At 53.9% G+C, this 13,587-nt stretch carries 16 protein-coding genes; 12 read left to right on the top strand and 4 right to left on the bottom strand.

Annotated elements, in window-relative coordinates; genetic code table 11:
• Window positions 1-270: a chaperone modulator CbpM gene (locus tag EL216_RS03285; RefSeq protein WP_085390401.1), complete on the top strand. Its 270-nt coding sequence runs from the start codon at window positions 1-3 to the stop codon at window positions 268-270.
• A 147-nt stretch (window positions 271-417) separates the two neighbouring features.
• A complete protein-coding gene (locus EL216_RS03290; RefSeq protein WP_085390400.1) occupies window positions 418-1,149 on the top strand; it encodes a phosphoadenylyl-sulfate reductase in 732 nt (243 codons plus the stop codon).
• A 312-nt stretch (window positions 1,150-1,461) separates the two neighbouring features.
• Here the strand turns inward: EL216_RS03290 and EL216_RS03295 are convergent, their stop codons facing one another.
• On the bottom strand, window positions 1,462-2,955 hold the full coding sequence (locus tag EL216_RS03295) for a patatin-like phospholipase family protein (protein WP_085390399.1): 1,494 nt from the start codon (window positions 2,953-2,955) through the stop codon (window positions 1,462-1,464).
• A gap of 106 nt (window positions 2,956-3,061) precedes the next feature.
• Window positions 3,062-3,667, bottom strand: a complete 606-nt coding sequence (plsY, locus tag EL216_RS03300) for a glycerol-3-phosphate 1-O-acyltransferase PlsY (protein ID WP_085390398.1) — start codon at window positions 3,665-3,667, stop codon at window positions 3,062-3,064.
• Between the two features lie 61 nt (window positions 3,668-3,728).
• Here plsY and folB point away from each other — a divergent pair, with 61 nt between their 5' ends.
• From folB to EL216_RS03325, 5 genes are all read left to right on the top strand, one after another.
• Window positions 3,729-4,085, top strand: coding sequence for a dihydroneopterin aldolase (gene folB / locus EL216_RS03305; protein WP_085390397.1), 357 nt, complete (start codon window positions 3,729-3,731; stop codon window positions 4,083-4,085).
• Between the two features lie 75 nt (window positions 4,086-4,160).
• Complete coding sequence (locus EL216_RS03310) at window positions 4,161-4,784, top strand: flavin prenyltransferase UbiX (RefSeq protein WP_085390396.1); 624 nt, start codon at window positions 4,161-4,163, stop codon at window positions 4,782-4,784.
• Between the two features lie 270 nt (window positions 4,785-5,054).
• Window positions 5,055-5,576 (top strand): hypothetical protein, encoded by a 522-nt coding sequence (locus tag EL216_RS03315; protein WP_085390395.1) that lies wholly within the window; start codon window positions 5,055-5,057, stop codon window positions 5,574-5,576.
• Between the two features lie 238 nt (window positions 5,577-5,814).
• The gene (rep, locus tag EL216_RS03320; RefSeq protein ID WP_085390394.1) at window positions 5,815-7,827 is read left to right on the top strand and encodes a DNA helicase Rep; all 2,013 of its coding nucleotides are present in this window, start codon (window positions 5,815-5,817) and stop codon (window positions 7,825-7,827) included.
• Window positions 7,828-8,002: 175 nt separating this feature from the next.
• Window positions 8,003-8,341, top strand: a complete 339-nt coding sequence (locus tag EL216_RS03325; RefSeq protein ID WP_085390393.1) for a cupin domain-containing protein — start codon at window positions 8,003-8,005, stop codon at window positions 8,339-8,341.
• Window positions 8,342-8,407: 66 nt separating this feature from the next.
• Here the strand turns inward: EL216_RS03325 and EL216_RS03330 are convergent, their stop codons facing one another.
• The gene (locus tag EL216_RS03330; RefSeq protein WP_085390392.1) at window positions 8,408-8,632 is read right to left on the bottom strand and encodes a YdcH family protein; all 225 of its coding nucleotides are present in this window, start codon (window positions 8,630-8,632) and stop codon (window positions 8,408-8,410) included.
• A 196-nt stretch (window positions 8,633-8,828) separates the two neighbouring features.
• Here EL216_RS03330 and EL216_RS03335 point away from each other — a divergent pair, with 196 nt between their 5' ends.
• From EL216_RS03335 to glyA, 3 genes are all read left to right on the top strand, one after another.
• The gene (locus EL216_RS03335; protein WP_085390391.1) at window positions 8,829-9,578 is read left to right on the top strand and encodes a nitroreductase family protein; all 750 of its coding nucleotides are present in this window, start codon (window positions 8,829-8,831) and stop codon (window positions 9,576-9,578) included.
• A 16-nt stretch (window positions 9,579-9,594) separates the two neighbouring features.
• Window positions 9,595-9,951, top strand: a complete 357-nt coding sequence (locus tag EL216_RS03340) for a hypothetical protein (protein ID WP_085390390.1) — start codon at window positions 9,595-9,597, stop codon at window positions 9,949-9,951.
• Between the two features lie 196 nt (window positions 9,952-10,147).
• The gene (gene glyA / locus EL216_RS03345; protein ID WP_085390389.1) at window positions 10,148-11,398 is read left to right on the top strand and encodes a serine hydroxymethyltransferase; all 1,251 of its coding nucleotides are present in this window, start codon (window positions 10,148-10,150) and stop codon (window positions 11,396-11,398) included.
• Window positions 11,399-11,470: 72 nt separating this feature from the next.
• On the opposite strand, the gene EL216_RS11045 is transcribed toward glyA, so the two are convergent.
• Window positions 11,471-11,647, bottom strand: a complete 177-nt coding sequence (locus tag EL216_RS11045) for a protein MIGRI (protein WP_164713853.1) — start codon at window positions 11,645-11,647, stop codon at window positions 11,471-11,473.
• A 150-nt stretch (window positions 11,648-11,797) separates the two neighbouring features.
• Between EL216_RS11045 and metX the strand changes: the two genes are divergently transcribed.
• Window positions 11,798-12,943, top strand: coding sequence for a homoserine O-succinyltransferase MetX (metX, locus tag EL216_RS03350; protein ID WP_085390388.1), 1,146 nt, complete (start codon window positions 11,798-11,800; stop codon window positions 12,941-12,943).
• A complete protein-coding gene (gene metW, locus EL216_RS03355) occupies window positions 12,936-13,520 on the top strand; it encodes a methionine biosynthesis protein MetW (RefSeq protein ID WP_085390387.1) in 585 nt (194 codons plus the stop codon). Before metX ends, metW begins: the two co-directional genes overlap by 8 nt.
• The last annotated feature ends 67 nt before the right edge of the window (window positions 13,521-13,587 follow it).

Consider the following 13,587-nt stretch of genomic DNA (forward strand, 5'->3'; position numbering starts at 1 on the left):
ATGAACCAAGATCAAGACATACAACTGACTTTCAACGAAATCGTAGATGCCTGCGGCAACGATGCCGATTGGGTGGTAAGCGTGATTGAAGAAGAAATCATCTCCGTGAGCGGCAGCCCGCAACAAGCCAGCTTCAGCGGCTTCCAACTCGCCCGCATCCGACGCGCCCGCCGCATCAGCCGCGATTTCGAAGCCAGCGTGCCTGCCACCGCACTGATTCTGCAACTTTTGGACGAACTGGAAACGCTGCGCAAAGGCAAAGCGGATTAACCTTTCGCCCGACACCCGAGGCCGTCTGAAAAAAATTTTTCAGACGGCCTCTCCGTACTTTGGTTATAACCAAATAAAAAACCATTCTTTCCGCAACCGCGGCGGACGGCGGAAAATACGGCAAACCCACCCCGAGGAACCTCCGCCATGTCGTTATACGCCCCCAAACTCTGGCAGATTCCCCCTGCCGCCGCAGCCGCTTCGGGCCGTCTGAAAACACTGGAAACCGCGCTAAACCAACGTCTGCAACATATCGCCGACCGCTATCCGCATGCCGTTTTCGCCTCCAGTTTGGCGGTGGAAGACATGGTTGTTGCCGACCGGATAGGCCGTCTGAAACTGTCGCTGCGCATCATCACCCTCGATACCGGCAAACTCAACGCCGAAACCGTTGCATTGATTACAGAAACCAATGCCCGCTACCCGTTTGAAATCGAAGTGTACCGCCCTGCCCCCGAATCCGCTGCCGACTTTGAACGGCAATTCGGCAGTGCGGCCATGTATGAAAGCGTGGAACTGCGCCGCCGATGCTGCCACATCCGCAAAATCGAACCGCTCAACCGCGCCCTATGCCGCGCACCGGCATGGCTGACCGGGCAACGGCGTAGTCAGTCCGACACCCGCAGCGGCTTGGAATTTGAAGAACGCGACACCGCCCGCAACATCGCCAAGTTCAATCCGATTTTCGATTGGGAAGAGGCCGACGTGTGGGCATACGCGCACCGATACGGCGTACCGCTCAACGCCCTGTACCGGCAAGGCTATCCCAGCATAGGCTGCGAACCGTGCACCCGACCGGTAAAACTCGGCGAAAACATCCGCGCCGGACGTTGGTGGTGGGAAAATAAAGACAGCAAAGAGTGCGGCCTGCATAAATAACCGGCAAGCCGCCCGCTTCTTCCCGTATGCTTATCTGAACCGCATCACTAATAATTACCAGAGGCCGTCTGAAAACATCTTTTCAGACGGCCTCTATACAAATATCCGCACCCAACCCCACATGCGCGCCTTTCCCCCGCCCGAACCGGTAACCATCCGTCTGCTATTCCGTGCGAGAAGGCTGAAGCGAGGGCTACCCGCACCATACCCATGCCACCCAAACCGCAGCAACAACAATAACAAAGAGGCCGTCTGAAAAAGCGTTTTTCAGACGGCCTCCACACGAATATCCGCATTCAACCGCACAGCAATCTAACTGCCGCCAAACAAAGCCGCATCATAATTTTGTGGCTCTTTCACCGGCAGTTGCGGCCCGTCGCCGACGAACCAAACGGGCTTGTGAACCGCCGCGGGAGTCTGCACCGGTTCGGCGGACAAATCATCCAACAGCCGTTTGTATTCGGGCGACTGCGCCATCAACACCCGCGCGGCGGTTTTCAAATCGTTGATGTCGTTGGGGGGCAGGTAGAAACTGGTGGAAATGTTCAATACGTTCTTGCGCAACTGCGATTCCGGCAAATCGCGCAGATTCAGGCTCACGAAATACATGCTGACTTTGCGCCCGCCGGAGCCGGTTGCCACCGCTTCGTTCCATTGGTCGGTAAACGCGCGGAAACGGCGCAGGGATTCTTGCGAATACTGGTCGATGGGAATATTGATAATGGCGTTCAACACATCGTAAAAACCCGGCACGGCGGCGGTTTTGTCGATGGCCGTGCTCATCTGGTTTTGCGCGTTAACGTTGATCACGATGATTTTGTTGACTTTGCCTTCGATAAACTGCCGGTAAAGCACGTTTTTCGGATAAATTTCGGTAACGTCGAGCAAACTGCGCAAACCGAGGTTGTCGGTAAGGCCGCCGTCGATCAGGTGGATATACGGGCGCGCTTTGCTGTCTTCGTATTGTTTGAGATTTTCTTTAAACTCTTTGCGGGTATGTCGTTGCAGCTTGCCGCTATCCCTTTCCACCGCTTTTTCCAAACGCGGCGGCAAAGTATAGCCGCAGTTGCCGCCGTTATTGTTGAGCGTGATGGGGCTGAACACCAGCGGCACCGCGCTGGATGCCGCCACCGCCCGCGCAAGGGGCAGGTCGGAAAGGTTCAGGCACATCGCATCGAAATATTCCTGCGTGAAATCCAAACGGTTGCCTAGCGACATATCGGTGGCGGTAATCACGGCGAAAGGCCCTTTGCGGCGTTTTTCCAAATCGCCGAAGGTGGCATTGCGAAATAGCGTCGCTTCAAACTGCTCCTGCAACAAATCGCCGCGCCCGAACTCAGGCGAGGTAAGCCGCGGCAGATTGGCGGCCGAAAACACTTGCTTGGCAAACTGGCGTTGGAAATTCTGCTTTAGGAAGCGGCGCTCGAATGCAGGAATCGTGTTCTGCCCGTGCAGCGAAAAATATGCCGCCAGCACCGAACCGCCCGATACGCCGTAGGTCAGGTCGATACTTTCGCTCAATTTGATTTCTTTACCGCCTATATAGACTTTCTGCCTGCTCAATTCTTCCAAAACACCGTAACCCAGTGCGGCTGCCCGTGTGCCGCCACCCGAAAGCATCAGCACGATAAACGTATCGTCGCCCTCCTGCCGCTCCAAAGCATGTTGCAGGCGGTAGCCTTTTTCGGTATCGATCCGGCTGATGGCCGCCACAGGCGGATAACGCACCAGAGCGCAGGCCGACAGCAGCAACGCTGCCGATAACACACAACATTTTTTCAGGCCGTCTGAAAAAGAAATTCGCATGATGGCATTCCTGTCATATGGCAAAAAAATCGGATTTACACGTTATATTTTGCCACAAAAGCCGACAGGCAGCCCAAGCTGCCTGTTCCGTTTCCCGACTATTTTGCTATTCCGCTTTATCGCCGATTTTGCCTTCTTTGCCGCTGAGCAAGTTTTGGATATTGCTTTTATGCCGGTAAAGCACCAACAAGGCAATCACCGCCGTCGCCCACACCCACGAACCGTAAGGCATTAGAAAGTAAGCGGCAACCGGGCTGAGAACGGTTGCCGTCAAAGCCGCCAGCGAAGACACTTTGAACCCGAACGCCATCACCAGCCACACCACCGCGCAAACCAAAGCAGTCGGCCACGACAAAGCCAACAGCACACCAAAAGCCGTCGCCACGCCTTTGCCGCCCTTAAAGCCGAAAAACACCGGCCACATATGCCCCACCAACGCGGCCACGGCTACCAGCGCAATGGTGCTGTTATCCAAACCGAGCGGCTCCTGCACCCACAAGGCCAACAGTACGGCAACCAACCCTTTCAACGCATCGCCGAGCAGCGTTAACGCCGCCGCTTTTTTCTTGCCGCTGCGCAATACGTTGGTCGCCCCCGGATTGCCCGAACCGTAAGTGCGCGGATCGGCCATACCGAAAAGCTTCGACACGATTACCGCAAACGAAAGCGAACCGATTAAATAAGAAGTGATAACCGCCAATAAATTAAACATTACCGTTACTTTTGTTTTAGAATGAAAGCGTAATTTTAACGTGAAAACGGCGCAACACAAAATGGACAAAATCTTTTTGAACGGCATGAAAGCCGAAACGTTGATCGGCGTATACGATTGGGAACGCGAGCAAATGCAGACGCTGGTGCTGGATTTGGTTATCGGCATTCCCGAAAAAACCGCCGTTTCAGATAACATCGACGACACCATACACTACGCCGACGTATGCGATGCCGTGCGCAGCAGCCTGAAAAACCAGCAATTCCTGCTGCTGGAAGCCTTGGCCGAACATGTAGCCGAACTGGTATTGCAGGATTTCGGCGCACAATGGATACGTGTGCGCATCATCAAGCCCGGCATTTTGCCCGATGTGCGCGAAGTCGGTGTAGAAATCGAACGCAGCGCCGACAACGTATAACCGACTTTTTCAGACGGCCTCCCGACATTGCCCGTTTAACCGTTTGCACCCCGCTGTTTTATTGACGGATACCTTATGAACCATCAAACACATCCGATTCAAACCGTTGCCCTCGCCTTTACCGGCGCATCGGGCATGCCTTACGGCATCCGGCTGCTGGAATGCCTGCTGCACAGCGGCAAAACCGTTTGGCTGCTGTATTCGCAGGCCGCACAAGTGGTGGCCGGGCAGGAAATGAACCTTTCCCTCCCTTCCAACCCTACCGCCTGCCAAACGTTTTTATGCGAAAAATTCAATGTACCCGCAGAGCAACTGCGCGTATTCGGCAAAGACGAATGGTTTGCCCCACCCGCCTCCGGCACCAATCCCGCCGATGCTATGATTATCTGCCCCGCCAGCATGGGCGTGGTGGCGGCAGTGGCGCACGGCACTTCAGACCACCTTATCGAACGTGCCGCCGATGTGTGCCTGAAAGAACGCCGCCCGCTGATACTCGTGCCGCGCGAAACGCCGCTTTCATCACTGCATCTGGAAAACCTGCTGAAACTTTCGCAACTCGGAGCGGTTATCCTGCCGCCCGCACCCGGTTTTTACCATCATCCGCAGAGTATTGATGATTTAATTGACTTCGTTGTAGCACGTATTCTTGACCAATTACGCATTCCGCACACCTTGATGACTAAATGGGGAGAAAAATAAATCTTTCTATTACAATGAATTAAAAATTTATAAAGTATTTTTACTCTGGGTACTCGTTGACAGTAATCAATACTTTGTTTTAACCTGCCGCACATGAATACATCAAACAACCGCCCCTTTGCTTATTTTTATTGGTACCACACAACAGTGCGGTACTTTTTTGCGCTTGTCTGAAATACAGATAAACTTTAAGCAAACGCGAAATAGAGCCGCCCGAATTCACAGGCGGCCTTTTTATTTGCCGCCCGAGAGCCCAAGGAGTAAATAAAAATGAAAGCCGCCGTTATGTTAAACACCTCAAACCAAAGCAACCCGGCACCATTGCACCGCTGTAGTATCATTGTAGACGGCAATACCCACCGTCCTGATCTGTTTTCGCTGCAACTGCCCGAAACAGCCGGCACCGCACTGGTAAGTGAAGCCATGCTGCCGCAAATTCGCGCCGTCGCCGCGCTGATTGCCGCGATGCGCCATGATTTCAAACAGCCCAGCCCAAACGTATTTACCGAAGAAGCCGACTGGTTTGCCGCCCGCATTATCGTTTTAGGCGTGCGCCGCTTCCACCTCGACATTACCCTACTGCCGATGCTGAATCTGGCCAACCGGCGTGCCCAAGCCTTCGCCGCCGCCCGCAAGCTGCCGTTTGTGCCTGCCGAAATGCGCATGAGCCTGCATGCGGGCCGGCCGTCCAATCTTTTGATTGTGGAAACCGAATGCCATCTGGCAAGCAGCGGAAACATTGTGGCCGACAGCATTGCCCTCGCCGGCCGCCTGCCTAAATTTTCCGGCTGACTTCAGACGGCCTTCAGAAAAAAATCACATTCCTGATACCGTCTGTCCGCTCAAACCGTCAGTAGCCGTTTATTCACCGTCAGCCATTTACACTCCGGTATGGTATTAAGGCGGTTTTTAAGTGGATTAACTATACCGGTTTCGCTATTCCGCCTTTAACTCAACAAGCGAACCAAGGCCGTCTGAAAACAACAAAATGCTATAATCTGCCCCGCATTTCTTTCAGACGGCCTCTTCTATGAAACTCAATCCCCAGCAACAACAAGCCGTGCAATATCTTGGCGGCCCCCTGCTCGTTTTGGCAGGTGCGGGCAGCGGCAAAACCGGTGTGATTACCCAGAAAATCAAATACCTGATTACCCAAGTAAATTATCCCGCCCACCACATCGCCGCCATCACGTTTACCAACAAAGCCGCTAAAGAAATGCAGGAGCGTGTGGGCAAAATGCTGCCGAAAAGCCAAACGCGCGGCCTGACCATATGTACTTTCCATTCGCTCGGTATGCGCATTTTGCGTGAAGAAGCCGCCAACATCGGCTACAAGAAAAACTTTTCCATTCTCGACGGCACCGACAGTGCCAAAATCATCAACGAGCTGCTCGGCAGCACCGGCAAAGAAGCGGTGTTCAAAGCCCAGCATCAGATTTCTTTGTGGAAAAACGATTTGAAAACGCCCGAAGAAATTTTTCAGACGGCCTCCAACGAGTGGGAAAGCCAAATGGCGAAAGTGTATGCCGGCTATCAGGCCACGCTGGAGAGCTATCAGGCCGTTGATTTCGACGACTTAATCCGCCTGCCTGCCGTGCTGTTGCAGCAAAACAGCGAAGTGCGCCACAAATGGCAGCTCCGCCTGCGCTATCTGCTGGTGGACGAATGCCAAGACACCAATGCCTGCCAATACACTTTGATGAAGCTGCTCACCGGCGCGGAAGGCATGTTTACCGCCGTGGGCGACGACGACCAATCCATCTACGCATGGCGCGGCGCAAACATGGAAAACCTGCGCCAAATGCAGGAAGATTATCCGCAGATGAAGGTAATCAAGCTGGAGCAAAACTACCGCTCCACCGCGCGGATATTGAAAGTGGCCAACAAGGTGATTGAAAACAACCCCAAGCTGTTTAAAAAAACCTTGTGGTCGCAGTTCGGCATGGGCGAACACATCAAAATCGTCGCCTGCCAGCATGAACAGCACGAAGCCGAATGGGTGGTAAGCCAGATTGTGAAACAAAAACTGGTGGGCGGCGACAAAACCCGATACGCCGATTTCGCCGTCCTCTACCGCGGCAACCATCAGGCGCGGGTGTTTGAAGAAGCCTTGCGCAGCGCGCGCGTGCCTTACCAGCTTTCAGGCGGCCAGAGTTTTTTTGATAAGGCCGAAATCAAAGACGTATTGTCCTACATCCGCCTGCTCGCCAACCCCAACGACGACCCCGCCTTTTTACGCGCCGTTACCACACCCAAACGCGGCATCGGTGAAGCCACGCTCGGCAAACTTAACGCCTATGCCCACAGCCACGAATGCAGCCTGTATGAAGCGGCGTTAAACCCCGAAGCACAGGCCGTCTTAAACGCCCAAAACCGCGAGCACCTGCAACAATTCATGGCCTTGATGGAAGATTACCGCGCCCGTGCCGAACACGACGACGCGGGCGAACTCGTCAACGACCTGCTGGCCGACATCGCCTACGAAGCCCATCTGCTCGGCAGCGAAGAAGGCAAAGCCGGCGAAATCAAATGGCGCAACGTTACCGACCTCACCGACTGGCTGGCGCGCAAAGGCGAGCAAGACGGCAAAAACATCATCGAAATCGCCCAAACCATTGCCCTGATGACGCTGCTAGAAGGCAAAAACGAAGAAGAAACAGATGCGGTTAAACTTTCTACCCTCCACGCCTCCAAAGGCTTGGAATATCCGTATGTGTTTCTTGTAGGCTGCGAAGAAGGCATGCTGCCCCACGCCGACAGCATCGAAGAGAGTAACGTCGAGGAAGAGCGGCGCTTGATGTATGTAGGCATCACCCGTGCCAAACGCCAGCTCACGCTCACCCACTGTGTGAAGCGCAAACGGCAAGGCACATGGCAGTTTCCCGACCCCAGCCGCTTTATCGACGAAATGCCGCAGGAAGATTTGAAAATCCTCGGCAGAAAAGGCGGCGAGCCGATTGTGAGTAAGGAAGAAGGCAAGAGCAATCTAGCCGGTTTGCAGGCGATGCTGGCCTCGAAAGCCAAAAGCGGCAATACGCGATAACCGCCGGCAGGCCGTCTGAAAGTTTGTTTTCAGACGGCCTCTTCCCTACCCGCTACCGCCCGCCGCTTCCCCTTAACTTGCCTTACATCAAAATGCCGTCTGAAAAAATTGCCTGCGCTTTTTCCGCAACTTTATAATTCCGGCTGTAATTTTCTTTCCCATCAAAGGTAAAACCATGAAGCAATACACTCTCGATCCCCACGCCTTAATCGGCGGCGTGATTGCCGAAGACAACGACCAACAAATCGTGCAGCTTTCCCTTCAGAAAGACAACGAAATCCCTACCTACGAAACCGATGCCATCCTCCTGCTGATCGTGCTCAACGGCAGCGCGCAAATCATCACCGAAAAAGAAACGCTCGATACCAAAGGTCTGCAAGTGGTGCGCTTGGAACCGCACGAAGCCCACAGCATCCGCGCACTGGAAAACAACACCAATATTCTGGTGTTCAAACAGCTCACCCACGAGCTGGTGTTCAGCAAAAAACTGCGTTTCGGCAGCTGCTGCATGTAAGCGTCTGTAATCCGTAAAAAAGGCCGTCTGAAACTTTTCAGACGGCCTTTTCACATTATTCGGCACTTACGCGTTTTCGGCTTCGGTTTTACGCAAAATAGCGTATAACTGGTCTTTCAGATGCAGTTTTTGTTTTTTCAGCACCTCGATTTCATCCAAACCGCCGGTAACGGGATTATTGGTCAAACCGGTAATTTTGTCGTCCAAATCGTTGTGCTCGTCAAACAAACGGGCGAAGTGTGCGTCTTCCCGTCTCAGTTTAGCAATCAAATCACGGTATTCTGGAAACATTTTGTTTTCCTTTTTGAAATAACAAATTAAAAATAAAGCAGTTATGCCCTTCTGGTTTCAATTACATTTTATAACAAAGCAAGGATTGCCTGCCAGCTTTATTTTATTTCAGACGGCCTCTGCCGCACGCCGCCCAACTGGACGTTTCCCCCTGCCGCGCATACAATCGCAGGCATCATCTGCAAAGGAAACTTCCATGAAAAACGCCGTCGAAACCATCAAAAACCACCGCACCTACCGGCATTTCAAAAGCGGCTCCGCCCTGCCGGAAGAACATCTGCAAACCATTATCGACTGCGCCCGCCAAGCCCCTTCGTGGATGAACGGCCAGCACTACACCATCATCAACATCACCTCGCCCGAACTGCGTGCAAAAATCACCGCCCTGCAACCGGCCAACCCGCAAATCGGTACATGCAGCACCTATCTGGTTTTCGTGGCCGACCTGCACCGCGCCGACTTATCCAGCCGCGCCTACAGCGGCACCTTCAGCGCGGCCGGCGAACCCGACAGCCTGATTACCGCCGTAACCGATACCGCGCTGGCCGCCCAAAACGCCGTGATTGCCGCCGAAAGCCTCGGCTACGCCACCTGCTACACCGGCGGTATCCGCAATATCGCCGCCGAATTAATCGAACTGCTCAAACTGCCTAAAAACACCTTTCCGATTGTCGGCCTCTGCATCGGCATCCCCGACACCGACATGCGCATCAAACCGCGCCTGCCCGAAAGCGCCGTTTACGCCGAAAACGAATACCCGTGCGACCAAACGCTTTCAGACGGCCTCGAACAATACGAACGCACCATGACCGCATTCGGCGAAGCGCGCGAAAAATTTCCTTTCCGCGAAAAATTCGCCCGTTATTACAGCAGCACTTACGCACCGAAAAACATTCCGTTGCTGCAACAACAGGGCTGGCTTACCAAAACCGTATCCGACAACTGAAAAGGCCGTCTGAACCTTGAGAAAATTCAAACACGTCTACGGCCTGAACGGGCAGTTTGTCAAACTCGAAAACCGCCCTTACTGGCTGCAAGTCAATGATGCCGAATACCACCCCGACCATGCCGCGAGCACCGCATTCGGCTTGACGGGCGAAAACCTCTACGCACTCGAAGGCGACATGCCGCCCTTGAAGCTGCCCGACAACGTGCTGACTTTTTCCAAAGAAGCCGATGCCATCGAACGCAAAAAACTGGAAGCCGCCGCCTTAGCCGAAATTGCCAAAAATCTGAGTGCGGCGCAGGCGGAATACGAGCTGGAAAAATTGATAGAATCGATAGAATACTATCTTAAACAAGATGATTTATTTAAATAATTCGATTTTCCCGTTTTCAGACGACCTCTGCCGGCATGAATGGATTTTGTTGACAATATCGCCGTTTTCATAAGCATAAAACACAAAACTCGGCTACAATGCAGTCTTTCCGTTTAATCAGTTTTCAGATGGCCTCTGCGAGCCGGATCGAGGCCGTCTGAAATGTTCCCCACCCCGCCATCCCAAAGGAACCAACATGTTTTCAAAAAGCGTAACCATTGAGAAATACGACCCCGAACTCGCCGCCGCGATTGCCAAAGAAGTGCAACGCCAGCAAGATCACGTTGAGCTGATTGCTTCGGAAAACTACGTCAGCTGCGCCGTGATGGAAGCGCAAGGCAGCCAGCTTACCAACAAATACGCCGAAGGCTACCCCGCCAAACGCTATTACGGCGGCTGCGAATACGTGGACATCGCCGAACAACTGGCCATCGACCGCGTGAAAAAACTCTTCGGTGCCGAATACGCCAACGTACAGCCGCATTCCGGCTCGCAAGCCAACCAAGCCGTGTACGCTTCGGTACTGAAACCCGGCGACACCATCCTCGGCATGAGCTTGGCACATGGCGGCCACTTGACCCACGGCGCATCGGTCAACATTTCCGGCAAACTGTATAACGCGATTACTTACGGTTTGGATGAAAACGAAGTGCTGGATTACGCCGAAGTAGAACGCTTGGCTTTGGAACACAAACCGAAAATGATTGTGGCCGGCGCTTCCGCCTACGCTCTGCAAATCGACTGGGCCAAGTTCCGCGAAATCGCCGACAAAGTAGGCGCATACTTGTTTGTAGACATGGCGCACTACGCAGGTTTGATAGCCGGCGGCGAATATCCCAACCCCGTGCCTTATGCCGACTTCGTTACCACCACCACCCATAAAACCCTGCGCGGCCCGCGCGGCGGCGTGATTTTGTGCCGCGACAACACGCACGAAAAGGCCCTCAATTCCGCTATTTTTCCGAGCCTGCAAGGCGGCCCGCTGATGCATGTGATTGCCGCCAAAGCTGTGGCCTTTAAAGAAGCGTTGGAGCCTGAATTCAAAGAATACGCCAAACAAGTGAAAATCAATGCCGCAGCCATGGCGGAAGAGTTGGTGAAACGCGGTTTGCGCATCATTTCGGGCCGCACCGAAAGCCACGTTTTCTTGGTAGATTTGCGCTCGAAAAACATTACCGGCAAAGCCGCCGAAGAAGCCTTGGGCAAGGCGCACATCACCATCAATAAAAACGCCATTCCGAACGACCCCGAAAAACCGTTTGTCACTTCCGGCATCCGTGTCGGCACCGCCGCGATTACCACCCGCGGTTTCAGCGAAGCCGATGCCCGCGAGCTGGCCAACTTGGTTGCCGACGTGCTGGAAAATCCCGAAGACCAAGCCACGCTGGAGCGTGTAGCCAAAGCCGCCACCGCCCTGTGTGAAAAAAATCCGGTTTACGGCGCTTGATTCGATTGAAGCGGATAATGTGAAAGAGGCCGTCTGAAAACATGTTTTCAGACGGCCTCTTTATATAAAGCATCAATAAATACTAAACAAATACCAGCCCAATGCCAACACCGCCGCCACCAAAAACACCCACGCGCTAATCTGCACCACTTCGCGCAGCGCACGTTTCTGTTTGCGGCTGAACAAACGGTTCACCACCAATCCGATTAATGCGATAAAAAAAACAATGCGTAAAATACGGCCTATCATCTATCTTTTCCCACAGGCCGTCTGAAAACAACGGCCGGCAATTGCGGCTGTCCGGCATAAACCAAAACCGCCGCCGTTGGGCGGCGCGGTGGAATTATCCGGTTTCTTCACTATATAATAACCGCTTTCCGTCTTTTCCGCCCGACTGCCATGACCATACTCCCCGACGATCCATGGATTGTTACCCCGCAGAAAATACCGTTTGAAACCCCGTTGGCATTGCAAAACGGCCAAGTGCTGCCCCGTTTCGATTTGATGGTGGAAACCTACGGCACCTTAAACGAGCAAAAATCGAATGCCGTCTTAATCTGCCACGCCCTTTCCGGCCACCACCACGTTGCCGGACGGCATCATCCCGACGACAAACACCCCGGCTGGTGGGACAGCATGGTCGGCCCGGGCAAACCTATCGATACCGAACGCTTTTTCGTCGTCGGTCTGAACAACCTCGGCGGCTGCCACGGCAGCACCGGCCCGTTGAGCATCAACCCCGAAAGCGGCGAAGAATACGGTGCCGATTTTCCCGTGATCACCGTGAAAGACTGGATAAAAAGCCAAGCCCTGTTAGCCGATTATTTCGGCATCCGCCGATGGGCGGCGGTTGTCGGCGGCAGCTTGGGCGGCATGCAGGCATTGCAATGGACGATAGACTTCCCCGAACGGGTGAAAAACGCATTGGTCATCGCCTCTTCCACCCGTTTATCCGCCCAAAACATCGCGTTTAACGACGTGGCCCGCCAAGCCATCATCACCGACCCCGACTTCCACGACGGCCACTACCGCCGCCACAACACCGTACCGCGCCGCGGTCTGCGCATCGCCCGCATGATGGGGCACATCACCTATCTCGCCGAACAAGGCTTGGGCAGAAAGTTCGGCCGCAACATGCACAGCGACGGCTACCAATACGGCTACGGTGTCGAATTCGAAGTGGAATCCTACCTGCGCTACCAAGGCGACAAATTTGCCGAACGCTTCGATGCCAACACCTACTTGCGCATGACCAAAGCCTTAGACTACTTCGCTCCCGCCGCCGACTTCGGTAACGACTTGACCGCCGCCTTAAAAACCGTGCAGGCCAAATTTTTTGTCGCCAGTTTCAGCACCGACTGGCGTTTCTCCCCCTCCCGCTCGCGCGCGCTGGTGAAGCATTTGGTGAAAGCCGGCAAAGACGTTCAATACATCGAAGTCGAATCCGCCCACGGCCACGATGCCTTTCTGATGACCGACGAACCCTACATCCGCGCCGTACAGGCCTATATGAACAACGTAGCCGAGGAATGCGCCCATGACTGAATTACGCGACGATTTACAACTGATTTACGACTGGATTCCCGCCGGCAGCCGCGTGCTCGATTTGGGTTGTGGCAACGGCGAATTGCTTTCCGCGCTGATCAAACATAAAAATTGCAGCGGCTACGGCGTAGAAATCGACACCGACGGCATCATCGCTTCGATGGAGCGCGGGGTAAACGTGATTCAGGCCGACTTGGAACAAGGTTTGCAGGATTTCGACGACAACAGCTTCGACATTCTGGTGCTCAGCCAAACCATACAGGCCATGCAGAACACCGAAACCATCCTGCGCGACCTTACCCGCGTGGCGAAACAGGCGATTGTGTCTTTCCCCAATTTCGGCTACTGGCGCAACCGCCTGCAAATCGGCCTGCTCGGACACATGCCCGTATCCGAACGCATGCCCTACCAGTGGTACAACACGCCGAACATCCATTGGTGCACCCTGCAAGATTTCGACCGCCTGTGTGCCAAAAACCACATCCGCGTGCTGGAACGCACCGTGATGACGGGCGGCAAACGCATCAACATGCTGCCCAACCTGCTCGGCAGCTTGGCCTTTTACCGGGTGGGATAGTTTGCATAGTCGAGAGGCCGTCTGAAAATACTTTCAGACGGCCTCTTTCAATATGTTAGTGCCGGTA

Origin of the sequence: Neisseria animaloris, assembly GCF_900637855.1 — a bacterium.
GTDB lineage: Bacteria > Pseudomonadota > Gammaproteobacteria > Burkholderiales > Neisseriaceae > Neisseria > Neisseria animaloris.

Bases quoted from the DNA above. Each gene is read 5' to 3' on its own strand.
- EL216_RS03285 (WP_085390401.1), top strand. From the start codon at position 1: ATGAACCAAGATCAAGACATACAACTGACTTTCAACGAAATCGTAGAT.
- EL216_RS03290 (WP_085390400.1), top strand. From the start codon at position 418: ATGTCGTTATACGCCCCCAAACTCTGGCAGATTCCCCCTGCCGCCGCA.
- EL216_RS03295 (WP_085390399.1), bottom strand. From the start codon at position 2,955: ATGCGAATTTCTTTTTCAGACGGCCTGAAAAAATGTTGTGTGTTATCG.
- plsY (WP_085390398.1), bottom strand. From the start codon at position 3,667: ATGTTTAATTTATTGGCGGTTATCACTTCTTATTTAATCGGTTCGCTT.
- folB (WP_085390397.1), top strand. From the start codon at position 3,729: ATGGACAAAATCTTTTTGAACGGCATGAAAGCCGAAACGTTGATCGGC.
- EL216_RS03310 (WP_085390396.1), top strand. From the start codon at position 4,161: ATGAACCATCAAACACATCCGATTCAAACCGTTGCCCTCGCCTTTACC.
- EL216_RS03315 (WP_085390395.1), top strand. From the start codon at position 5,055: ATGAAAGCCGCCGTTATGTTAAACACCTCAAACCAAAGCAACCCGGCA.
- rep (WP_085390394.1), top strand. From the start codon at position 5,815: ATGAAACTCAATCCCCAGCAACAACAAGCCGTGCAATATCTTGGCGGC.
- EL216_RS03325 (WP_085390393.1), top strand. From the start codon at position 8,003: ATGAAGCAATACACTCTCGATCCCCACGCCTTAATCGGCGGCGTGATT.
- EL216_RS03330 (WP_085390392.1), bottom strand. From the start codon at position 8,632: ATGTTTCCAGAATACCGTGATTTGATTGCTAAACTGAGACGGGAAGAC.
- EL216_RS03335 (WP_085390391.1), top strand. From the start codon at position 8,829: ATGAAAAACGCCGTCGAAACCATCAAAAACCACCGCACCTACCGGCAT.
- glyA (WP_085390389.1), top strand. From the start codon at position 10,148: ATGTTTTCAAAAAGCGTAACCATTGAGAAATACGACCCCGAACTCGCC.
- EL216_RS11045 (WP_164713853.1), bottom strand. From the start codon at position 11,647: ATGATAGGCCGTATTTTACGCATTGTTTTTTTTATCGCATTAATCGGA.
- metX (WP_085390388.1), top strand. From the start codon at position 11,798: ATGACCATACTCCCCGACGATCCATGGATTGTTACCCCGCAGAAAATA.
- metW (WP_085390387.1), top strand. From the start codon at position 12,936: ATGACTGAATTACGCGACGATTTACAACTGATTTACGACTGGATTCCC.